Raw genomic sequence first — 22785 nt, forward strand, 5'->3', positions numbered from 1 at the left:
GGGCGAGCCCGATGTGAAGCATCACCCCGGAGCCGCCGGAAGAACGTCACGGGGACGCCCCCGCGGCCAGTAGACCCGGCATCGCGCCCCAATGAGGGGGTTCGGGGCCATGCGTCCTGGGCCAAGGAGGGTGGTACCGCGGGAGCCGCGCAGCACGGCGCTCTCGTCCCTCCGGACGGAACGAGAAGCATCCGCCGGAGGAAGATCGATGACGTACCGCCAGGTGCCCGCCCAGGTCGACCTGCCCGCGCTCGAGCACGCCGTGCTCGATTTCTGGCGCGAGAGCAAGGTCTTCGCCAAGAGCCTCGAGCAGTCCGAGGGCCGCCCCGAGTGGGTGTTCTACGAAGGGCCGCCGACCGCCAACGGCATGCCCGGCGCGCACCACATCGAGGCCCGCGTCTTCAAGGACGTCTTCCCGCGCTTCCGGACCATGCGGGGCTACCACGTGGCCCGCAAGGCCGGCTGGGACTGCCACGGCCTGCCCGTGGAGCTCGCCGTCGAGAAGGAGCTCGGCTTCGCCGGCAAGAAGGACATCGAGGCGTACGGCATCGCCGAGTTCAACGACAAGTGCCGCGAGTCGGTGACCCGGCACACGGACGCGTTCGCCGAGCTCACGACCCGTATGGGCTACTGGGTCGACCTCGACGACGCGTACCGGACGATGGACCCCTCGTACATCGAGTCCGTGTGGTGGTCCCTGAAGGAGATCTTCAACAAGGGCCTGCTCGTCCAGGACCACCGCGTCGCCCCCTGGTGCCCCCGCTGCGGCACCGGCCTGTCGGACCACGAGCTGGCGCAGGGCTACGAGACGGTCGTCGATCCGTCGGTCTTCGTCCGCTTCCCGCTGACCTCCGGCCCGCTGGCGGGCGAGGCGGCGCTGCTGGTCTGGACGACGACCCCCTGGACCCTGGTCTCCAACACCGCCGTGGCGGCCCACCCCGAGGTCACCTATGTCGTCGCCCGCCGCGCCGGCGAGGAGGGCGGGGAGAAGCTGGTCGTCGCGCAGCCGCTGCTGGAGAAGGCGCTGGGCGAGGGCTGGGAGGCCACCGGCCAGTCGTTCACGGGCGCCGAGATGGAGCGCTGGACGTACGAACGCCCCTTCTCGCTCGTCGAGTTCCCGGCACCGGCCCACTACGTCGTCAACGCCGAGTACGTGACGACGGAGGACGGTACGGGCCTGGTCCACCAGTCCCCCGCCTTCGGCGAGGACGACCTCAAGGTCTGCCGCGCGTACGGCCTGCCGGTCGTGAACCCGGTCCGCCCCGACGGCACCTTCGAGGAGGACGTGCCGCTGGTGGGCGGGGTCTTCTTCAAGAAGGCCGACGAGCAGCTGACCGCGGACCTGGACGCCCGGGGCCTGCTCTTCAGGCACGTCCCGTACGAGCACAGCTACCCGCACTGCTGGCGCTGCCACACGGCGCTGCTCTACTACGCGCAGCCGTCCTGGTACATCCGTACGACCGCGGTGAAGGACCGGCTCCTCGAGGAGAACGAGAACACCAACTGGTTCCCGGACTCGGTCAAGCACGGCCGCTTCGGCGACTGGCTGAACAACAACATCGACTGGGCGCTCTCCCGGAACCGCTACTGGGGCACGCCGCTGCCGATCTGGCGCTGCGAGGAGAACCACCTCACCTGCGTCGGCTCACGCGCGGAGCTGACCGAGCTGACGGGCGAGGACCAGTCGTCGCTTGACCCGCACCGCCCGTACATCGACGACGTGACGTTCCCGTGCCCGACGTGCCAGGAGACGGCGACGCGCGTTCCGGAGGTCATCGACGCCTGGTACGACTCGGGCTCGATGCCGTTCGCCCAGTGGGGCTACCCGTACAAGAACAAGGAGCTGTTCGAGAGCCGGTACCCGGCGCAGTTCATCTCCGAGGCGATCGACCAGACGCGTGGCTGGTTCTACACGCTGATGGCGGTCGGCACGCTCGTCTTCGACAAGTCGTCGTACGAGAACGTGGTCTGCCTGGGCCACATCCTCGCCGAGGACGGCCGCAAGATGTCCAAGCACCTGGGCAACATCCTGCAGCCGATCCCGCTCATGGACCAGCACGGCGCGGACGCCGTGAGGTGGTTCATGGCGGCGGGCGGCTCCCCCTGGGCGGCGCGGCGGGTGGGCCACGGCACCATCCAGGAAGTGGTCCGCAAGACGCTTCTCACGTACTGGAACACGGTGGCCTTCCAGGCCCTGTACGCCCGTACGGCGGGCTGGTCCCCGTCGGAGGCGGACCCGGCGCCGGCCGATCGTCCCGTGCTGGACCGCTGGCTGCTGAGCGAGCTGCACGCGCTGGTGGACCAGGTGACGCAGGCGCTGGAGGGGTACGACACCCAGCGGGCCGGCAAGCTGCTGTCGGCGTTCGTCGACGACCTGTCGAACTGGTACGTGCGGCGCTCGCGCCGCCGGTTCTGGCAGGGCGACAAGGCGGCGCTGCGGACGCTGCACGAGGTCATCGAGACAGTGACCCGTCTGATGGCCCCGCTGACCCCCTTCATCACGGAGCGGGTCTGGCAGGACCTGGTGGTGCCGGTGACGCCGGGCGCCCCGGAGTCCGTCCACCTCTCCACCTGGCCGACGGCCGACCTGGACGCCATCGACCCGGCGCTCTCGTCCCAGATGGCCCTGGTACGCCGTCTGGTGGAGCTGGGCCGGGCGACGCGTGCGGAGTCGGGCGTGAAGACGCGCCAGCCGCTCTCCAGGGCGCTGGTGGCGGCGGCGGGCTTCGAGTCCCTCTCCACGGAGCTCCACGCACAGATCACGGAGGAGCTGAACGTCTCCTCGCTGGCGTCGCTGTCGGAAGTGGGCGGCTCGCTCGTCGACACGACGGCGAAGGCGAACTTCCGGGCGCTGGGCAAGCGCTTCGGCAAGGGCGTGCAGGACGTCGCGAAGGCGGTCGCCGCGGCAGACGCGGCGGCGCTCTCCCTGGCGCTGCGCTCCGGGACCGCGACGGTGTCGGTGAACGGTGAGGAGGTGACCCTCTCTCCCGAGGAGGTCATCATCACCGAGACCCCGCGCGAGGGCTGGTCGGTCGCCTCCGACTCGGGCGCGACGGTCGCACTCGACCTGGAGATCACCCCGGAGCTCCGGAAGGCGGGCCTGGCTCGTGACGCGATCCGCCTGATCCAGGAGGCCCGCAAGAACAGCGGCCTGGACGTCGCGGACCGCATCGCCCTGCGCTGGTCCTCGGACTCCCCGGAGACCACGGAGGCCCTGACGGCCCACGCGTCCCTGATCGCGGACGAGGTCCTCTCCACGGACTACGCCACCGGCCCGGCCGACTCCACCTACGGCCCGGCCTTCACGGACGAGTCCCTGTCCCTGACGTTCCACCTCCGCAAGGCGTAACACGCTCCTGAAAGGCCCGGCCCCCGAGAGGGGCCGGGCCTTTCTCTTTCCCCCACCCCGCCCCTTCCCGGAACTCTGCGAGGGCGGCGGCGGCGCGAGACGTGGGGGGAGGCGCGGCGCCCTGCGCCCCCGGGAGCCACGGGCGCCTTGTGCCCGGGCAGCCGCGAGCCCGACAGCGGGCACCCGCGCCCCGGGGAACCGCGAAACCGACAGCGGGCACCCGCGCCCCGGGGAGCCACGAGCCCGACAGCGGGCACCTGGCCCCCGCCCCCGCGGGCGAAGCCGCCGCCCCCTCGGGTCTGGGCGGAGCCCGGTTTCGGGAAGGGGCGGGGTGGGGGACAGCCCGCCGCAGGGGCCGCCCCCGCCACCAAAAGGGCCGGGCCCGGGACAAGTGTCCCGGGCCCGGCCCTCAGCCTGCCGACGGCTACGCGCTCGACGCGCGCCCCGCCCCCGTCAGTTGTCGTCCTCGTCGATCAGGAAGCCCCGCATCGGCGACGGTGCCTGCTGCATCGGCTGCGGCGCCTGCGGCCGGACCGGTGCCATCGGCTGGGTCATCGCCGGCGACATCTGCTGCTGGTTCCCGTACGAGGGGCCACCCATCGAGGGGCCTCCGCCCATCGTCTGGTTGCCGCCGTACGACGGCCCGCTCGCACCGGCCGACGCCATGGACGGCGACGGCGGCAGCGACGCGGTGGCCGGCGTCCGCGGCGGGGCAAGCGAGTCGTCGGCCTGGGTCTCCAGCTGACGCAGCTGGCTCTCCAGGTACGACTTCAGACGCGTGCGGTACTCGCGCTCGAAGCCCCGCAGGTCCTCGACCTTGCGCTCCAGCGTGGCGCGGGCGGACTCCAGGGAGCCCATCGCGACGCGGTGCTTCTCCTGCGCGTCCCGCTCCAGCGCGTCCGCCTTGGCGCGGGCGTCCCGCTCCAGGCCCTCGGCGCGCGAGCGCGCCTCACCGACGATCTTGTTCGCCTCGGAGCGGGCCTCGGCGATCGCCTGGTCGGCGGTCTGCTGGGCCAGCGAGAGGACACGCGCGGCGCTGTCGCCACCGGGGCCCTGACCGGGCTGCTGCATCTGCTGCTGCTGCATTTGCTGCTGCTGCATCTGCGGCGCGTGGCCCATCTGGCCACCCATCGTGCCGCCCATGGGTCCGCCCATCGGGCCACCCATCGGGCCGCCCTGCATGGGGCCGGGGCCGTGCGGGCCCTGCGGGCCGCCCTGCATCGGGCCGGGACCGTGACCGGGACCGGCCGGCAGCTGCGGAGCACCGGACGGCAGCTGCGGCGGGCCCATCTGCGGGGGCTGCTGCTGGACCGGCGGTCCGGATATGGCGGCAGGCACGGGAGAACCCGGACCGACGGGACGGTCCTGCTGCTCGGGCGGCTTACGCATACCCTGCTGCTGGTTCTGCGCCGCGGCACGGGTCGCGGCGGCCAGCTTGGCGCGCAGGTCCTCGTTCTCGCGGAGCAGGCGGGTCAGTTCGGCCTCGACCTCGTCGAGGAAGGCATCGACCTCGTCCTCGTCATAGCCTTCTCGGAGGCGGACGGTCGTGAACTGCTTGTTCCGCACGTCCTCGGGGCTCAGCGGCATCTCTTCTTCACCTCTACGTAGTCGTCGGCAGTCGGCAAGACCGTATCGTCCACATTCACCTCGCGAAGCCGCTCACGATGGAGATCAGGATGTAGACGATGATCATCAGAACGAAGAAGGACAGGTCGAGTGCCACGCCCCCGAGACGCAGCGGCGGAATGAACCGCCGCAGAAGCTTGAGCGGTGGATCGGTGACAGTGTAGGTGGCCTCGAGAACGACCACCATCGCCTTGCCAGGTTCCCATGCGCGGGCGAACTGGAAGACGTAGTCCATGACCAGCCGGAAGATCAACACGACGAGGAAGCACATCAGCACGATGTAGACCACTTGCAGTGCCACGCCCATCCCGTGCTTCCCTCTCCCCTGGCTCTCGTCTCACCGGCCTCACGGCCGGGCTGTTCCCGGTGTCTGTTCTCAGCTCTGGTTGAAGAATCCGCCCTCTGCGATGCGGGCCTTGTCCTCCGCCGTGACATCGACGTTAGCAGGCGACAACAGGAACACCTTCTGCGTCACTCGCTCAATGCTGCCATGCAGGCCGAAGACGAGTCCCGCGGCAAAGTCGACAAGTCGCTTCGCATCGGTGTCGTCCATCTCGGTGAGGTTCATGATCACAGGGGTGCCCTCGCGGAAGTGTTCCCCGATGGTACGGGCTTCGTTGTAGGTCCGCGGGTGCAGCGTGGTGATGCGGTAGGGCTCCCGCTCGGACACGACCTTGGGCATGATCACCGGTGCGTTCTTCTCCAGGCTCGGGCGTTCGGGTGTGATGGATGCCACGGGGGCGATTCGCGCCGGACGTCCGCTTTCCACGGGTACCGGGGCGGCGTGCGGCACCGACTCACGCGGGGCCGGAGGCTGTACGACTCGTACCGGTTCCTCCCGCTCGACCTGATGCGGGGGCTGGTGGCGTCGCCGGTCCCGCTCGGGCTCCGGCTCCAGCTCGGGTTCGAAGTCGTCGTCGGGGTCGAATCCCCGGCCGTCGTACCCATCGTCCTCCACGAGGCCGAGGTAGACCGCCATCTTGCGCATCGCGCCGGCCATTCTCTGAGTCCTCCGCTCTGTGGTGGATCGGCCTCGTCACCAAGTGCCCGCGATCCACTCGGTCTGCCCACCTTCCGGCGGGAATGACCATATTTTCTGCTGTGGTCCGACTTGTTTGGCGACGTTACCCGAGGCGGGGTCGGTCTCCGAGTACCGCCGTACCGATGCGCACATGTGTCGCTCCGGCCGCCACGGCCTCTTCCAGATCCGCGCTCATCCCCGCCGACACCATGTTCGCAGCCGGACGAGTCGTGCGCAGGCCGGATGAGAATTCCATCAACCGCTCGAACGCCGCACGTTGGCGGCCCGCATAGGGGCCCGCGAGCGGCGCCACCGTCATCAGCCCGTCAAGTCTCAGACCGGGCGCGTCGTCGATCGCCACGGCCAACTCCTCGATGCCGTCGGGCGCGACGCCGCCCCGCTCGCCCCGCTCGCCCGACTCCGCGTCGAGCGCCACCTGGATCAGACAGCCGAGCTCCCGCTCCGCCTTCACCACCGCGCCGGACAGTGCGGTGACGAGCTTGATCCGGTCGACAGACTGCACCACATCGGCATAACCCACCACGGACCGGACTTTGTTGGTCTGCAACTGACCCACAAAGTGCCAAGTGAGATCCAGATCCGCGCACGCGGCGGCCTTCGGTGCCGCGTCCTGGTCCCGGTTCTCGGCGACGTGCCGCACCCCGAGCTCGTGCAGCAGCCGGACGTCGCTCGCCGGGTAGGTCTTGGTGACCACGATCAGGGTCACTTCCGCCCGCTTGCGACCGGCGGCCGCGCACGCGGCGGCGATACGTTCCTCCACCCGCGCGAGGTTCTCGGCGAGTTGAGTCCTGCGATCCGTCATCACCTATCAGTCCAACCAGACATATCCCGCGAGCCGCCCCGTGGTGCGGTCCCTGCGGTACGAGTAGTGGTCGCGCGATTCCAGCGTGCAGACCTCGGACGCCTGCCGGTCCCGCACGCCGAGCGCTTCGAGCTGGGCGTGGACCGCGGCGGTGACGTCGACGGCCGGGGTGCCCCAGCTGGTCTCCGACCAGGCCGCCGGCTCGACGGCCGCGACCTCGTCCCGCATCTGCGCCGGGACCTCGTAGCAGCGTCCGCAGACGGCGGGCCCGGTCCGGGCGGTGATGCGGGACGGTTCGGCACCGAGCGAGACCATCGCCCCGACGGCGGCCGGGACGACTCCCGCGACCATGCCCGGCCGGCCGGCGTGGGCCGCAGCGACCACCCCCGCGACCGGGTCCGCGAGGAGAACCGGGGTGCAGTCCGCGGTGAGGACGGCGAGCGGAAGTCCGCGTCTCGCGGTCACCACCGCGTCCACGGACGGAATGTCCCCCGTGCCCCACGGCCCGTCCACCACCGCGACGTCCCGGCCGTGGACCTGGTTCATCCAGACGACCAGCGCCGGGTCGATGCCCAGGGACGCGGCGGCGCGCTCGCGATTGACGCGTACGGCCGCCGGGTCGTCGCCCACGGCTCCCCCGAGATTGAGCTCCTCGTACGGAACGGCGCTCACCCCGCCCCACCTGTCGGTGAAGGCGAAGTGCGCGCCGCTCGCAGTGCCCACGCGCGGGCGCTGCTCTATCACTTCAAGAAGTCCGGGACATCCAGCTCTTCGGCCTGGGTGTCCGGGTACGGACGGGCCGGCGGGACCACCGGCGGGACGGCCGGCGGAAGCGAGCTGTCGCTCGCCGCCGGGACGGGCTCGGCCTGAACCGGCTCGTCGCGGGTGACCGAGCCGAGTCCGAGGGAGCGCGACTCGGTGCGCGACGCGGGGGCCGGCTCCTCGCGCTTGGTGGAGGTGGAGCTCAGGACGTTGTCCCGGCGGGCCGGCGGCTGTCCGCCGTCGAAGCCGGCCGCGATGACGGTGACCCGCACCTCGTCGCCGAGCGCGTCGTCGATGACCGCGCCGAAGATGATGTTCGCCTCGGGGTGGGCGGCCTCGCTCACCAGCTGGGCTGCCTCGTTGATCTCGAAGAGACCGAGGTCCGAGCCACCCGAGATGGAGAGCAGGACACCGCGGGCGCCGTCGATGGACGCCTCCAGGAGCGGCGAGGAGATCGCCATCTCCGCGGCGGCCACCGCGCGGTCGTCCCCGCGGGCGGAGCCGATCCCCATGAGCGCCGATCCGGCCTCGGACATGACCGACTTGACGTCGGCGAAGTCGAGGTTGATCAGACCCGGGGTGGTGATGAGGTCGGTGATGCCCTGAACACCGGACAGCAGGACCTGGTCCGCCGACTTGAACGCGTCGAGCACGCTCACCTGGCGGTCCGAGATCGACAGCAGTCGGTCGTTCGGGATGACGATGAGGGTGTCGACCTCTTCGCGGAGCTCGGCGATGCCGTCCTCCGCCTGGTTGGCGCGACGCCGGCCCTCGAAGGTGAACGGGCGGGTGACCACACCGATCGTCAGGGCGCCGAGCGAGCGCGCGATGTTGGCGACGACGGGTGCGCCGCCGGTGCCGGTGCCGCCGCCTTCGCCGGCGGTGACGAAGACCATGTCGGCCCCCTTGAGGACCTCCTCGATCTCCTCACGGTGGTCCTCTGCCGCCTTGCGACCGACTGCGGGGTTGGCCCCGGCGCCGAGGCCACGGGTCAGTTCACGGCCGACGTCGAGCTTGACGTCGGCGTCGCTCATCAACAGAGCTTGCGCATCGGTGTTGATCGCGATGAACTCGACGCCCTTGAGGCCGACCTCGATCATTCGGTTGATGGCATTGACACCACCGCCGCCGACACCGATGACCTTGATGACTGCGAGGTAGTTCTGCGGTGCTGCCACGTCGAAGGCCTCTCGCCTCGAGTTACGTGTCGTCGCTGCGCGGTGCTAGTCGCGTCGCGACGACGGATGCCGATGGGACGGTCCGAAACGCCGACCCAAACCCTAACGTTGAAGTTTAGGGTTACCAGTGTGTCTGTTCGCTGGACTCTTCCGAACAGGACACTAAGTCGACAAGTGGCGCACGTTCAACGAACACGCCGAACCTCCCGTTTTTCTTTTCACCCTATGTGATCACCCATAGCGCTGACCAACCAGGGTGCTGGCCAGCGGCGATGCGCGTCAACTCCCCGACGCCGCAGGGGCACTCGGAGCGCTGACGTCGAAGTGCCCCGCTTTGGGCACCGCCTTCATCAGGGCGGTCAGGACCTGGGCCTTGGCCTCGCCGTCCTCACCACTGCCCCAGAACACCGTGCGCCCGCCGCCGAGCTCCAGGGTGATGGAGTCGTACGAGACCACCCTGACGACACGGGTGTCCTTCGCGATTTTCTCGGGGAGTTCGCCCGTCACGCCTACTGCCTCACGCAGCAGCCGGGCGGTGTCGAAGCGGCGCAGACTCGGGGACCCGTCGGCCGCCATCCGGAGCAGCGCCACGCCTTGCGGGGCTTTGTCCACCGTGGCGAAACGCACACCCTTCGCGTCCACTTCGATGAACTTTCCGCCCTTTTCAACAAGGAGAACCGGCTTTCTCTCGGTCACCTTCAGGCCGATACCGGTCGGCCAGGAACGGACGACGTCGACCGAGTCGATACGGGGCAATTTCTCCCGCAGACGTTCCTCAATCGCACCCGTGTCGACGGAAATCAGCGGCGCGCCGATCGGGACCGCCGCGACGCTCTCGACCTCATCCGGCGTCAGAACCTCTACGCCGGTGGTCTCCACGTGCTCCACCCGGAGCCACGAGGAGCCGTACAGCAACCAGATTCCGCCGGCGGCGAGCGCGATCGCGATCGCCGTCAGCAGCAGCGCACGGCCGGCGGGCAGCAGGGGGCGGTGGGGCGGCGCCGCCTGACGCGGTGGCCGGGCCGACGAGCCCTTCGGTGTCCGTGCGCCCCGCTCGGCGGTCGTCGGTCCGGCCATGCTCCCTGCCTTCTCACGCCTGCCGGCGTGCCGCAATCGCCTCGTACACCATGCCGACCAGCAGATCGTCGGCGTCCCGGCGGCCGAACTCGGCGGCGGCGCGGGACATCTCGTACAGCCGGTGCGGATCGGCGAGCACGGGCAGGACATTGCCCTGGACCCACTGCGGGGTCAGCTCCGCGTCGTCGACCAGCAGTCCGCCGCCGGCCTTGACCACCGGCTGGGCGTTGAGCCGCTGTTCGCCGTTGCCGATCGGCAGCGGGACGTATGCGGCGGGCAGGCCCACGGCGGAGAGTTCGGCGACGGTCATCGCGCCCGCGCGGCAGAGCATCATGTCGGCCGCCGCGTACGCGAGGTCCATCCGGTCCACGTACGGTACCGGGATGTAGGGCGGCATCCCGGGCATGTTGTCGACGCGCGGCAGTTCGTTCTTCGGGCCGACCGCGTGCAGGATCTGGATCCCGGAGCGCTGGAGCACCGGAGCGATCTGCTGGACGACCTCGTTGAGGCGCCGGGCGCCCTGCGAGCCGCCGGAGACGAGCAGCGTCGGCAGACCGGGGTCGAGGCCGAAGGCGGCACGTGCCTCGGGGCGGACCCGGGCGCGGTCCAGCGTGGCGATGGAGTGGCGCAGCGGGATGCCGATGTAGCGGGCGTTGCGCAGCTTGCTGTCCGGCGTGGCGACGGCCACCCCGGCCGCGTAGCGCGAACCGATCTTGTTGGCGAGTCCGGGCCGGGCGTTGGCCTCGTGGACGACGATCGGCACTCCGAGCCGCTTGGCGGCGAGATAACCGGGCAGGGCCACATAGCCGCCGAAGCCGACGACGCAGTCGGCCTTGGTGCGCTCCAGGATCTGCTCGGCGGCCTTGATGGTGCCGCGCAGCCGTCCGGGCACGGTGATCAGCTCGGGGGTGGGCTTACGGGGCAGCGGTACGGCGGGGATGAGCGCCAACTCGTAGCCCCGCTCGGGCACCAGCCGGGTCTCCAGCCCCTTCTCCGTCCCGAGGGCCGTGATTCCCACACTGGGGTCCTGCCTGCGCAGGGCATCGGCGAGGGCGAGCGCCGGCTCGATGTGGCCGGCGGTCCCCCCACCAGCGAGTACGACATGCACCGAAATTCACCGCTCTCCGGACGGACGCTTCTTGACGCGCCGTCGCATCGACTTCCATCTCATCCCGGCTCGCCTGCCCATTCCGGGCCGGCGCATGGCCAGGGCCGCTTTCGCGGCGGGCTCCTCTCGCGCGAAGGCGATCAGCAGCCCGACGGCGAACATGGTCGGCAGCAGGGCCGATCCGCCGTAGGAGAACAGCGGGAGCGGGACACCGGCGATCGGCAGCAGACCGAGCACCGCACCAATGTTGACCACGGCCTGGGCCGTGATCCAGGTGGTCACGCCTCCCGCGGCATACCTGACGAAGGGATCCTCCGTGCGTCCGGCCACGCGGATACCCGCATAGCCTAGAGCCGCGAACAGGGCGAGTACCGACAGCGTCCCCGCCAGACCCAGTTCCTCCCCGGTGATGGCGAAGATGAAGTCGGTGTGCGGTTCCGGCAGTTGGCCCCATTTTTCCACACTGGCACCCAGACCGGAACCGAACCATCCGCCCGACGCCAGAGCATAGATGCCGTGCACGGCCTGCCAGCACTCGCCCTTGGGTCCGAGGTCGATGGCGCCGACGCAGCCGAGCCGGGACATCCGGTTGGCGTTCGTCTTGATGAGCAGCACACCGACCACACCGGCGATCGCGAGCACCCCGGCGAAGAGCCGGGTGGGCGCCCCCGCCAGCCACAGGAGACCGAAGAGGATCGCGGTGAGGATGATCGCCGTGCCCATGTCGCCGCCGAGCATGATGAGCCCGAGGAGCAGGAAGGCGACGGGGACGAGCGGTACCAGCATGTGCTTCCACTGGGTCAGCAGCCGTCTGGCCTGCTTGCGGGCGAGCAGATCGGCTCCCCACAGGATCAGGGCGAGCTTGCCGAACTCACTGGGCTGGAGCTGGAACGGACCGCCCAGGTAGATCCAGTTCTGGTTGCCGTTGACGGACATTCCTATCCCGGGGATCTGCACCAGGATCATCAGGAAGACGGTGCCCATCAGCAGGGGGTAGGCGAGCGCGCGGTGCAGTTTGACCGGCATCCGGGAGGCGAGGAGCAGCAGTCCGGTGCCGATGACGGCGGCCAGGAACTGCTTGCGGAAGAAGTAGGTGGCGGGCTTGGCCAGTTCCAGCGCCTTGATCATGGACGCGGAGTAGACCATCACCAGGCCCAGGGCGGTGATGAGGAGGCCGGCGCCGAGGATCACGTAGTACGCGGTCAGGGGCCGGTCCCAGGCCCGGCGCGCCTGCTCGTAGGCGCGCCGGATGCCGCTGCCGCGCGGCCCGCCGGAGGAGCCGCCGGTGCCGCGTGCGCCGCCGCGTGCGGCGGGCGGCCTGCCGGTGCCCGCGGTGCCGCTGCGCAGAGCGAGGCCGGGCGCGCCGGCGAGCGCGGGGACGGGGGCGGGGACGAGGGCCCGGAGGGCCGCGGCCGCCCGGTCGGCGAGTGCGCGGGCGCCGGCGCGTACCGCGTCCGTGGCGCTCGTCGTGGCGGCCTGGAGGGCCGCCGGCCGGCCGGCGGCCGGGATGGGCCCGGGGGCGTGCGGACGCCCACCGGCGGGGCCTTGGGCGGTGTCGTCCGGCGGCATGGTCGCTGTCCCCTCCAGTCGTGCCCGGCGCGGCCGGACCTGATGGCTGGTCAGCCGCGCGTGGCGGCGAGAGCGCGGACCGCGTCCGCGAACGCCTCGCCTCGCTTGTTGTAGTTGACGAACATGTCCATCGAGGCACAGGCCGGGGCCAGCAGCACCGTGTCTCCGGGCCGGGCGAGACGTGCCGCTTCCTGGACCGCCGCGGACATCGCCCCAGTGTCGGTCCGGTCGAGGTCGACGACCGGGACCTCGGGCGCGTGTCGCGCCAGGGCTTCCCGGATCAGGGCCCGGTCGGCGCCGATCAGGACGACACCGCGCAGACGCTTCGCCGCCTTCTCGACGATCTCGTCGAAGGTCGCGCCCTTGGCGAGGCCTCCGGCGATCCAGACGATCGGGTCGTAGGCCGCCAGGGAGGCCTCGGCCGCGTGCGTGTTGGTGGCCTTGGAGTCGTCGATGTAGTTGACGCCGTCGATCTCCTCGACGTGCTCGATGCGGTGCGGGTCCGGGCGGAAGGCCCGCAGTCCGTCCCGTACGGCGGCCGGCGTGACGCCGAAGGCGCGTGCCAGGGCGGCCGCGGCGAGCGCGTTGGCGATGTTGTGCGGGGCCGGCGGGTTGACGTCCCCGGTCTCGGCGAGTTCCTGGGCCTGCTTCTGCCGGTTCTCGACGAAGGCGCGGTCGACCAGGATGCCGTCGACGACTCCGAGCTGGGAGGGTCCGGGTGTGCCGAGGGTGAAGCCGATCGCGCGGCAGCCCTCCTCGACGTCGGCCTCGCGGACCAGGTCCTCGGTGGCGCTGTCGGCGACGTTGTAGACGCAGGCGACCGTGTTGCCTTCGTAGATCCGGCCCTTGTCGGCGGCGTACGCCTCCATGGAGCCGTGCCAGTCGAGGTGGTCGGGGGCAAGGTTGAGCACGGCCCCGGAGTGGGCGCGCAGGGAGGGCGCCCAGTGCAGCTGGTAGCTGGAGAGTTCGACGGCGAGGACGTCGTAGGTCTCCTCGCCCAGGACGGCGTCGAGGAGCGAGACGCCGATGTTGCCGACGGCCGCGGTCCGCAGGCCGGCCGCCTCGAGGATCGAGGCGAGCATCCGCACGGTCGTGGTCTTGCCGTTGGTCCCGGTGACCGCGAGCCAGGGCGCCGCGTCGGGTCCCCTGAGCCGCCAGGCCAGTTCGACGTCGCCCCACACCTCGACGCCCGCCTCCGCGGCGGCCGCGAAGAGCGGCTTGCCGGGCTGCCAGCCCGGGGTGGTGACGATCAGTTCGGTGCCGGCCGGCAGGGTGGCGCCGTCGCCGAGGCGGACGGTGATCCCCTCGGCCTCCAGCTCCGCCGCCTGGGCCCGGGAGCGTTCGTCGTCGCCGTCGTTGACGACGGTGACGATCGCGCCGAGGCCGTGCAGGACGCGGGCGGCGGGGATACCGCTGACCCCGAGTCCGGCGACGGTGACCTTCTTGCCCTGCCAGTCCGGCGTACTCACTTGTCCGCTGCCCATCCCGCGTAGAAGAGACCGAGGCCGACGATCACGCACATGCCCTGGATGATCCAGAACCGGACCACCACGAGGACTTCGGACCATCCCTTGAGTTCGAAGTGGTGCTGGAGTGGGGCCATTCGGAAGACCCGCTTGCCGGTCATCTTGAACGAGCCGACCTGGATGACCACGGACATGGTGATCATCACGAAGAGGCCGCCGAGCAGGGCGAGCAGCAGCTCCGTACGGGAGCAGATGGCGAGGCCGGCGAGCGCGCCGCCGAGGGCCAGCGAGCCGGTGTCGCCCATGAAGATCTTGGCGGGGGAGGTGTTCCACCACAGGAAGCCGAAGCAGGCACCCATCAGCGCGGAGGCGACGACGGCCAGGTCCAGCGGATCGCGTACTTCGAAGCAGGCGTTGGGGTTGGTCAGGGTCACCGCGTTGGCGCAGGACTCCTGGAACTGCCACAGCCCGATGAAGGTGTAGGCGCCGAAGACCATCACCGACGCGCCGGTGGCCAGGCCGTCCAGACCGTCCGTCAGGTTCACGCCGTTCGACATGGCGAGAATCATGAACAGCGCCCACACGACGAACAGCACCGGCCCGATCGCCCAGCCGAAGTCCGTGATGAAGGAGAGCTTGGTGGAGGCGGGGGTGAGGCCGCGGAGGTCGGCGAACTGGAGGGACAGCACCGCGAAGGCGATGCCGACGATCAGCTGGCCGGCCATCTTCGCCTTGGCCCGCAGGCCCAGCGACCGCTGCTTGACGATCTTGATGTAGTCGTCGAGGAAGCCGACCAGTCCCATGCCCGCCATCAGGAAGAGCACCAGGACGCCCGAGAAGGTCGGGTCCTCACCGGTGATGACCTTGGCGAGCGCGTACGCGATCAGCGTGGCCAGGATGAAGGAGATACCGCCCATGGTGGGCGTGCCCTTCTTGCTGCCGTGGCTGCGCGGGCCGTCGTCCCGGATGAACTGCCCGTACCCCTTGCGGGCCAGGAGTTTGATCAGCAGCGGAGTGCCGACCAGGGTCAGGAAGAGGCCGATGGCCCCCGCGAAGAGGATCTGCCTCATCGTCCGGCGACCTTTCCGCTGCTGTCGGAGGACGCCGCAGTGTTCTCGAGCAGTGCCAGGGCGACCCGCTCGAGCCCGACCGACCTGGAAGCCTTCACCAGCACGACGTCTCCCGGGCGCAGCTCACTGCGCAACAGGTCGACCGCCGCCCGCGCGTCGGACACGTGCACCGACTCCTCACCCCACGAACCCTCGTTATATGCGCCCAGTTGCAGCCAGGACGCTTCCCTGCCCCCGACTGCGACGAGCTTGCTGACGTTGAGCCGGACGGCGAGCCGCCCGACCGCGTCGTGCTCGGCGAGCGAAGAGTCGCCGAGCTCGGCCATCGGACCGAGCACCGCCCACGTACGACCCCCTCGGGCCTCAGCGGCCTTGCCCATGGCCGCGAGCGCGCGCAGGGCGGCTCGCATGGACTCGGGGTTCGCGTTGTAGGCGTCGTTGACGACCTTCACGCCGTCCGCACGCTCGGTGACCTCCATGCGCCAGCGGGAGAGGGTGTCCGCCTCGGAGAGCGCGGTGGCGATCTCGTCGACGGACATGCCCAGCTCATGGGCGACGGCGGCCGCGGCGAGCGCGTTCGACACGTGGTGCTCACCGTACAGGCGCAAGGTCACGTCGCTGCACCCGGTGGGTGTGTGAAGCTTGAAAGCAGGCTGTCCATTCTCTGTGAGACGGACATTCTCGGCACGTACGGCGGCCTCGTCGGCCTCCCCGAAGAGGACCACGCGCGCCTTCGTCCGCGCCGCCATGGCGCGGACGAGCGGGTCGTCGGCGTTGAGGACCGCCACACCGCCCTCCTCCGCCGACGGCAGGGACTCGACGAGCTCGCCCTTGGCCACGGCGATCTGCTCACGGCCGCCGAACTCGCCGATGTGCGCGGTCCCCACGTTGAGCACGACACCGATCCGCGGGGGCGTCAGACCGGTGAGGTAGCGGATGTGGCCGATGCCGCGCGCGCCCATCTCCAGGACGAGGTGCCGGGTCTCCCCGGTCGCGCGCAGCGCCGTGAGGGGCAGCCCGATCTCGTTGTTGAGGGAGCCGGGCGTCCACACGGTCGGGGCGTGGCGCTGCAGGACCTGGGCGATCAGGTCCTTGGTGGAGGTCTTGCCCGCCGAGCCGGTGAGGGCGACGACGTCGGTGCCCAGGCGTTCCACGACGGCGCGCGCGAGGGCGCCGAGCGCCCGCTGGACGTCGTCGACGACGAGGGCCGGGACGCCGACGGGCCGGGCGGCCAGGACGGCCACGGCGCCCGCGTCGAAGGCGCGTCGCGCGTAGTCGTGGCCGTCGACCTGTTCACCGACGAAGGCGGCGAAGAGGCTGCCGGTCTCCACCTCACGGGAGTCGATGACGACGGGCCCGGTGACCTGGACGGTCTCATCCGGTATGTCGTACGACTGCCCGCCGACGATGGCGGCGATCTCGGCGAGGGAGAGGGCGATCACAACTTATCCCTGACTGTTCTCGGGTCGATGGGCACGCTCCGCCGGGTGTTCCGTGCCGGCGGCGCGCGCCACGATGGCCTCGCGCAGGACCTGGCGGTCGTCGAAGGGGCGTACCACCCCGTGGATGTCCTGGCCCTGTTCATGGCCCTTGCCCGCGACGAGCACGGTGTCGCCGGGCTCCGCCCGGGCGACGGCCGCGGCGATCGCGGCGGCCCGGTCGGCGTCGACGAGCACGTCGCCGCGCTCGTGCACCGGCACCTCGGCGGCGCCGGCGAGCATCGCGGCGAGGATGGCGAGGGGGTCCTCGGAGCGGGGGTTGTCGGAGGTCAGTACGGCGGTGTCGGCGAGGCGGGCCGCGGCGGCGCCCATGGGGCCCCGCTTGGTGGTGTCGCGGTCGCCGCCGCAGCCGATGACGACGTGGATCCTGCCCTCGGTGACCTTGCGCAGGGAGCGCAGGACCGATTCGACGGCGTCCGTCTTGTGGGCGTAGTCGACGACCGCGAGGTACGGCTGGCCGGCGTCGACGCGCTCCAGGCGGCCCGGGACGCCGGGGACGGCGGCGATGCCGTCCGCCGCGGTCTGCGGGTCGACTCCGGCGACGGCGAGGGTGACGACGGCGGCGAGGGTGTTGGCGACGTTGAACGCGCCCGGCAGCGGGGCCGTGGCGGAGATCCGCTCGCCCTCCGGGCCGACCACGGTGAACGTGCTGCTGTTCTGCCGCAGATCGGTGCCCTCGGCACGCCAGTCGGCGTCCGGGTGGCCCTCGGCGGAGAAGGTGGTGACCGGGACGGTCGCCTCCTTCACGAGCCTCCTGCCGTACTCGTCGTCGAGGTTGACGACCGCTTCGCGGGAGCGCTGCGGGGTGAACAGCTGCGCCTTGGCCCGGAAGTAGTCCTCCATGTCGGAGTGGAACTCCATGTGTTCCGGGCTGAGGTTGTTGAAGACGGCGACGTCGAAGACGCATCCGTCGACCCGGCCGAGCACCAGGGCGTGGCTGGAGACCTCCATGGCGACCGATTCGACGCCGCGTTCGCGCATGACCGCGAACAGCGCCTGGAGGTCGGTGGCTTCGGGGGTGGTCCGCTCGGACTTGATGCGCTCGTCGCCGATGCGCATCTCGACGGTACCGATCAGTCCGGTCCGGTGGCCGGCCGCCCTGAGGCCGCCCTCCACGAGGTAGGCCGTGGTGGTCTTGCCGGAGGTGCCGGTGATGCCGATCTGGAGGAGGTCGCTGCCCGGCCGGCCGTAGATCTCGGCGGCGAGCTCGCCCATCCGGCCGCGCGGATCGTCGGCGACCAGGACCGGCAGGCCCGTGGCGGCGGCGCGTTCGACGCCGGTCGGGTCGGTGAGGATCGCGACGGCTCCCAGGCCCGCGGCCTGGTCGGCGAAGTCGGCGCCGTGGAGCCGGGCGCCGGGCAGTGCGGCGTACACGTCCCCGGGGCGTACCGCCCGCGAGTCGTGGGTGATGCCGGTGACCTCGGCGCTGCCCGGCGTCTCGACACCGAGCCGGGCGGCCAGGTCACCGAGAGGGGTCGGGCGGACCTGGTCCGGGCGGGGCGGGGCGGTTCGGTACTGATCAGCGTGTGGCACGGCGGTGAGCGTACCGGGCCCACCCGGCGCAGGGCGAAATGAGGCCCCCGGGGCCACGTGGCGGGAATTCCGGTTCCCGGGTTCGGGGGTGATCGTTGTCACTGGTGCCTCCCACGGGCTCACGCACTGGGCTTGAAGGTGACCGGCAGCCGGGGCGGCTGTGTGCCGGTCGGGGCGACGTGCAGGGTCTTCAGGGCGAACTCCATGACCTTCTTGTAGATGGGTCCGCAGATCTGGCCGCCGAAGTAACTGCCCTTGGTGGGGTTCTGGATGGCGCAGTAGACGGTGATCTGGGGGTTGTCGGCGGGGGCGAAGCCCGCGAAGGAGGCGGTGTAGCCCTTGTAGCGGCCGGTGGCCGGATCGACGCGGTTGGCCGTTCCCGTCTTGCCCGCGACGCGGTAGCCGGGGATGGCTGCCTTGGTGCCGGTGCCCTCTTCGCTTCCGACGACCGATTCGAGCATCTGGGCGAGGGTCTTGGCGGTCTTCTCGCTGACGACCCGTGTCTGCTCGGGCGCGGGGGCGGGGGTGAAGCGCCCGTCCGGTCCGCGGGTGCCGCGGACCAGCGTGGGCGCGATGCGTACGCCGCCGTTGGCGATGGTCGAGTAGACCGACGCGGCCTGCATGGCGTTGAGCGAGAGGCCCTGGCCGAAGGGGATCGTGTACTGCTGCGACGTCGACCAGTCCCCCGGCCTGGCGAGGATGCCGGAGGTCTCGCCCGGATAGCCGAGCCCGGAGGGCCTGCCGATGCCGAACTTGTGGAGGTAGGAGTAGAGGACCTCGTTGGCCTCGGCCTGGTTGTCGCCTAGCTGCCCGGTGGCCAGGATGGTTCCGATGTTGCTGGACTTGGCGAGGACGCCGTTGAGCGTCAGGTACCAGGTCGGGTGGTCGATGTCGTCCTTGAAGAGCCGGTCGCCGCGATGGAGCCGGTTGGGGACGGTGACATGGGTGTCGGGGGCCGCCTTGCCCTCCTCCAGGACGGCGGCCATGGACATCACCTTGCTGGTGGAGCCCGGCTCGTAGACGTCCTGGAGCGCGGCATTGCCCATCGCGGCGGAGTTGGCCTGCGAGAGGTCGTTGGGGTCGAAGCCGGGGGCGTTGGCCATCGCCAGGACCTCGCCGGTCCTGGTGTTCTGCACTATCACGTACCCGCGGTCGGCCTTGGACTTCTGCACCTGCTCGGTGATGGCCTGCTGGGCGGACCACTGGATGTCCCGGTCGATGGTCAGCTCGATGTCGGAGCCGGGGACGGCGGGGGTCTCGCGCGCTCCGGCGGTGGGAACCCGGCGTCCGCCGGCCTGCGCGAAGGTGATCTCGCCGTCCTTGCCGGCCAGCTGCTGGTCGAGCATCGACTCCAGGCCGCCGCCGCCCCGGCCGTCGGCGTTGACGTAGCCCAGTATCCCGGCGGCCAACTGCCCGTTGGGGTACACGCGCTTGCTGCTGGTCTCGTTGAAGATGCCGGCGAGCACGCTGACTCCGCTGCCGCCCTTGGCCTTGCCGGTGCGTGCCTTTTCGGCGAAGACGTTCTTCAGGTCTTTGATCTGCTTCCAGACCTGGGGGGTCTGACGGCGCGCCAGCACGGTGTAGCGGGACTTGGGGGCCTTGAGCCTCCTGGTGAGCTCGGCGGGGTTCTTGCCGAGGATGGGGGCGAGGAGGGCCGCGGCCTGTTCGGGCGCGTCGGGCACCTTGCTGTCCTCGGGCGTGAACATCTTCGGGTCGGCGGTGATGTCGTACGCGTCGACGCTGGCGGCGAGCGCGATGCCGGAACGGTCGGTGATCTCACCTCGCTCCGCGCTCAGCGTGTGGCTCAGGTAGCGGTTCTTCTCCGCCTTGGCGGCGAAGGCGGAGGCGTCGACGGCCTGCACCTGGAGGAGCCGCAGGACGAAGGCCAGCATCACCAGCGTCAGACCGAGACTGACCAGACGGAGCCGGGGGCGCGGGCTGCCCAGGCGGATCGTGCGCGGCCGGGCGGCGGGCCCGCCCGCGGGGCGGGGGCGGCGCTGGGCGGGGCGGGCGGCGGGCCGGGGGCGCGCGGGGCCCGGCACGCGGCGGCGCGGCTGATCCTTCGGGGGCACTGCCGGGGGCACTGCGTCACCTGCCGGAGGTCGTCGGGGCGGGCTGCTGGGCGGCGGGCTTCTCGGAGGACGTCCTGGCCGAGGGAGAGGCCGCGGGGGGTGTGGACGGCCGGCCCTGGGCGGGCGGGGAGGCCGGAGCCGACGGCGGGGCGGCCGATGCCGTCGGGTCGGGTGGCGGCTCGGAGGCCTTGCGCGGCTGCCCGCGGACGGTGCCGTCCGGATCGAGGAAGACGGGGCTGCCCCCGGGGACCATGCCGAGCTCCTTGGCACGGCGCGCCAGCGCGTCGGGGGCGGAGTAGTCGTCCACGTCCCGCTGGAGGGCCTGCTGCTCGTCGGTCAGCTCGGTGGTCTGCTTCCTGAGCTCGCTGAGCCTGAAGGACCCTTGGTTGAGCGAGGAGTTGAGCAGCAGGAGGGTGATGAGGCCGCCTCCGAGCAGCAGGACGACGAGCAGGACGAAGGGGGTACGGGCGGCGGCGGTGGGCCCGGACGGCATCAGCCGCGACAGCCGCGCGGCCGGCCCCTTCAGCGACTCCTTGCCCCCCTTGGCCCCTTTCGTCACACAGACTCCCTGATGCGCTCCGCGCCCCTGAGCCGCGCGGGGGCCGCCCGCCGGTTCTCGGCGATCTCCTCCTCCGTCGGGAGTTCTGCGCCGCGCGTGAGGAGCTTCAGCCGCGGCTGGTAGCGCTCCGGCACGACCGGCAGACCGGGCGGCGCGGTCGTGGCCGCGCCCGCCGCGAAGACCTGCTTGACCAGCCGGTCCTCCAGCGAGTGGTACGAGAGGACGGCGATCCGGCCGCCCACGGCGAGCGCCTCCACGGCGGCGGGGATCGCCCGCTCCAGGACGCTCAGCTCGCCGTTGACCTCGATGCGCAGGGCCTGGAAGGTGCGCTTCGCGGGATTGCCCCCGGTGCGCTTGGCGGCCTGCGGCAGGGAGTCGCGGATCAGCTCGACCAGCCGGGCGCTGTGCGAGAACGGCTCCTTCTCGCGCTCCCGGACGATCGCGGAGACGATCCGCTTGGCCTGCTTCTCCTCCCCGTACGCCCGCAGGATCCGCACCAGCTCGCCCGCCGGGTAGGTGTTGAGCACCTCGGCGGCGCTCACCCCGGTCGTCTGGTCCATCCGCATGTCGAGCGGGGCGTCCTGCGCGTAGGCGAAGCCGCGGTCCGCCTCGTCGAGCTGCATCGAGGAGACGCCCAGGTCGAAGAGGATGCCGTCGACCTTGGGGGTGCCCAGGCGTTCCAGTACCTCGGGCAGCTCGTCGTAGACGGCGTGGACCAGGGTGGCCCGGTCACCGAAGGGGGCGAGACGTTCGCCGGAGAGCCGCAGGGCCTCCTTGTCCCGGTCGAGCGCGATCAGACGCGCCTCGGGGAACTGCTGGAGCAGCGCCTCGCTGTGACCGCCGAGGCCGAGCGTGCAGTCGACGACCACCGCTCCCGGGCGCCGCAGAGCCGGGGCCAACATGTCCAGGCACCGCTGGAGCATCACCGGGACGTGTCGGGAGTCGCTCAATGGGCCCTCTCAGATCCGGCGCGACGTACGTACTGCCGGGTCCCCACCCCGCTCGGGAAGGACAGGCCCGCCGGCGCCGGGAAAGGGCGTCGGCCGACCGGCGAGCGGGAGGAGGCCGAGCCGCACGTTTCGCCGCACACGCGGGGGAGAAACTGCGGAAAATGCTCAATGTCTCCGTGAACTTCGCGTCACTTTAGTCCACTGGCCCGCCCGGTCAATCAACCGGCCAGCGCGTCGCAGGGGGCGTCTGGACCAAGAGGATGATCGGGACACTTCACCCGTTCGGACGACCCCTATGCGTACCTGTGGGTTACCTCACAACAATGCTCATTGACGTTCTTTGTCCGCTCTCACAGCAGGACCTCAGCCCCTGTGACCATTAACGTCTAAGCCATGTCGACTTCCGCGCACTCCCCCGCCAACGCGATACGCACCGGCGGCACGGTCACCGACCGTCTCGTCGAGGCGAACACGCGCTACGCCGCCGGATTCACCGACCCGGGAATGGACGCACGGCCCGTGCTCCAGGTGGCCGTGGTCGCCTGCATGGACGCCAGGCTCGACCTGCACGCCGCGCTAGGCCTGGAACTCGGTGACTGCCACACGATCCGCAACGCCGGCGGTGTGGTCACCGACGACGTGATCCGCTCGCTCACCATCAGCCAGCGCGCCCTCGGCACGCGCAGCGTGATGCTCGTGCACCACACGAACTGCGGCCTGGAGTCCCTCACCGAGGACTTCCGGCACGAGCTCGAGGACGAGGTCGGGCAGCGGCCGTCGTGGGCGGTCGAGGCCTTCCGCGACGTCGACCAGGACGTGCGGCAGTCGATGCAGCGGGTGCGGACTTCGCCGTTCCTGGTGCACACCGACCACGTACGCGGTTTCGTGTTCGACGTGACCACCGGTCTGCTGAGGGAGATCGACCCCGCGTCCTGATCCGTATGCTCGGATTTTCGCGAGGGCCGAGGGCAGAAACCACGGCAACCCCGACATATCCCACCCCGTTGTCCACAGGCGAGTGACACAACCCGGCAACGGCAACAAGAATGCGGGTGTGACACCCCCCGGAACGACCCGGGCCAGGTGTCGTTTTGGGGTGGGCCGGGCCGACTGTTGCGCTTCG

Annotated in this window: 18 protein-coding genes; 2 read left to right on the forward strand and 16 right to left on the reverse strand. The window is 70.8% G+C overall.

From position 1 onward, the window contains the following. Positions 1-208 precede the first annotated feature (208 nt). Complete coding sequence (gene ileS, locus ACZ5VC_RS01540) at positions 209-3349, forward strand: isoleucine--tRNA ligase (protein WP_469118109.1); 3141 nt, start codon at positions 209-211, stop codon at positions 3347-3349. Between the two features lie 453 nt (positions 3350-3802). On the opposite strand, the gene ACZ5VC_RS01545 is transcribed toward ileS, so the two are convergent. The 16 genes from ACZ5VC_RS01545 to rsmH form a co-directional block, all read right to left on the reverse strand. After that, a complete protein-coding gene (locus ACZ5VC_RS01545; protein ID WP_469118110.1) occupies positions 3803-4936 on the reverse strand; it encodes a DivIVA domain-containing protein in 1134 nt (377 codons plus the stop codon). A 55-nt stretch (positions 4937-4991) separates the two neighbouring features. Further along, positions 4992-5282: a YggT family protein gene (locus tag ACZ5VC_RS01550; protein WP_469118111.1), complete on the reverse strand. Its 291-nt coding sequence runs from the start codon at positions 5280-5282 to the stop codon at positions 4992-4994. A gap of 69 nt (positions 5283-5351) precedes the next feature. Further along, positions 5352-5975 (reverse strand): cell division protein SepF, encoded by a 624-nt coding sequence (locus ACZ5VC_RS01555; RefSeq protein ID WP_469118112.1) that lies wholly within the window; start codon positions 5973-5975, stop codon positions 5352-5354. A 124-nt stretch (positions 5976-6099) separates the two neighbouring features. Beyond that, positions 6100-6819 (reverse strand): YggS family pyridoxal phosphate-dependent enzyme, encoded by a 720-nt coding sequence (locus ACZ5VC_RS01560; RefSeq protein WP_469118113.1) that lies wholly within the window; start codon positions 6817-6819, stop codon positions 6100-6102. Between the two features lie 6 nt (positions 6820-6825). Beyond that, positions 6826-7542, reverse strand: coding sequence for a peptidoglycan editing factor PgeF (gene pgeF / locus ACZ5VC_RS01565; RefSeq protein WP_469118114.1), 717 nt, complete (start codon positions 7540-7542; stop codon positions 6826-6828). A 17-nt stretch (positions 7543-7559) separates the two neighbouring features. Continuing rightward, the gene (gene ftsZ, locus ACZ5VC_RS01570) at positions 7560-8759 is read right to left on the reverse strand and encodes a cell division protein FtsZ (protein WP_468704917.1); all 1200 of its coding nucleotides are present in this window, start codon (positions 8757-8759) and stop codon (positions 7560-7562) included. Between the two features lie 279 nt (positions 8760-9038). Beyond that, positions 9039-9836 carry a cell division protein FtsQ/DivIB gene (locus ACZ5VC_RS01575; protein WP_469118115.1) on the reverse strand — a complete coding sequence of 266 codons (798 nt, stop codon included), beginning with the start codon at positions 9834-9836 and terminating at the stop codon, positions 9039-9041. A gap of 13 nt (positions 9837-9849) precedes the next feature. Beyond that, positions 9850-10944 carry an undecaprenyldiphospho-muramoylpentapeptide beta-N-acetylglucosaminyltransferase gene (murG, locus tag ACZ5VC_RS01580; protein ID WP_469118116.1) on the reverse strand — a complete coding sequence of 365 codons (1095 nt, stop codon included), beginning with the start codon at positions 10942-10944 and terminating at the stop codon, positions 9850-9852. 6 nt (positions 10945-10950) lie between these two features. After that, positions 10951-12513 (reverse strand): putative lipid II flippase FtsW, encoded by a 1563-nt coding sequence (gene ftsW / locus ACZ5VC_RS01585; protein WP_469118117.1) that lies wholly within the window; start codon positions 12511-12513, stop codon positions 10951-10953. A gap of 50 nt (positions 12514-12563) precedes the next feature. Then, positions 12564-13982 carry a UDP-N-acetylmuramoyl-L-alanine--D-glutamate ligase gene (gene murD / locus ACZ5VC_RS01590; RefSeq protein ID WP_469118118.1) on the reverse strand — a complete coding sequence of 473 codons (1419 nt, stop codon included), beginning with the start codon at positions 13980-13982 and terminating at the stop codon, positions 12564-12566. Further along, the gene (gene mraY / locus ACZ5VC_RS01595) at positions 13979-15049 is read right to left on the reverse strand and encodes a phospho-N-acetylmuramoyl-pentapeptide-transferase (RefSeq protein ID WP_468704928.1); all 1071 of its coding nucleotides are present in this window, start codon (positions 15047-15049) and stop codon (positions 13979-13981) included. The genes murD and mraY overlap by 4 nt, the downstream gene beginning before the upstream one ends. After that, a complete protein-coding gene (locus tag ACZ5VC_RS01600) occupies positions 15046-16491 on the reverse strand; it encodes a UDP-N-acetylmuramoyl-tripeptide--D-alanyl-D-alanine ligase (protein ID WP_469118119.1) in 1446 nt (481 codons plus the stop codon). The genes mraY and ACZ5VC_RS01600 overlap by 4 nt, the downstream gene beginning before the upstream one ends. Before the next feature lie 3 nt (positions 16492-16494). Continuing rightward, the gene (locus tag ACZ5VC_RS01605) at positions 16495-18183 is read right to left on the reverse strand and encodes a UDP-N-acetylmuramoyl-L-alanyl-D-glutamate--2,6-diaminopimelate ligase (RefSeq protein ID WP_469118120.1); all 1689 of its coding nucleotides are present in this window, start codon (positions 18181-18183) and stop codon (positions 16495-16497) included. A 17-nt stretch (positions 18184-18200) separates the two neighbouring features. Further along, the gene (locus tag ACZ5VC_RS01610; RefSeq protein WP_469118901.1) at positions 18201-20153 is read right to left on the reverse strand and encodes a peptidoglycan D,D-transpeptidase FtsI family protein; all 1953 of its coding nucleotides are present in this window, start codon (positions 20151-20153) and stop codon (positions 18201-18203) included. 16 nt (positions 20154-20169) lie between these two features. Then, positions 20170-20646, reverse strand: coding sequence for a cell division protein FtsL (gene ftsL, locus ACZ5VC_RS01615; RefSeq protein ID WP_469118902.1), 477 nt, complete (start codon positions 20644-20646; stop codon positions 20170-20172). A 62-nt stretch (positions 20647-20708) separates the two neighbouring features. Then, entirely contained in the window at positions 20709-21662 is a 954-nt protein-coding gene (rsmH, locus tag ACZ5VC_RS01620) for a 16S rRNA (cytosine(1402)-N(4))-methyltransferase RsmH (protein ID WP_469118121.1), read from the reverse strand. Between the two features lie 393 nt (positions 21663-22055). Here rsmH and ACZ5VC_RS01625 point away from each other — a divergent pair, with 393 nt between their 5' ends. Continuing rightward, the gene (locus tag ACZ5VC_RS01625) at positions 22056-22598 is read left to right on the forward strand and encodes a beta-class carbonic anhydrase (RefSeq protein WP_469118122.1); all 543 of its coding nucleotides are present in this window, start codon (positions 22056-22058) and stop codon (positions 22596-22598) included. Positions 22599-22785 lie beyond the last annotated feature (187 nt).

This window comes from Streptomyces sp. NPDC033174 (assembly GCF_055577795.1).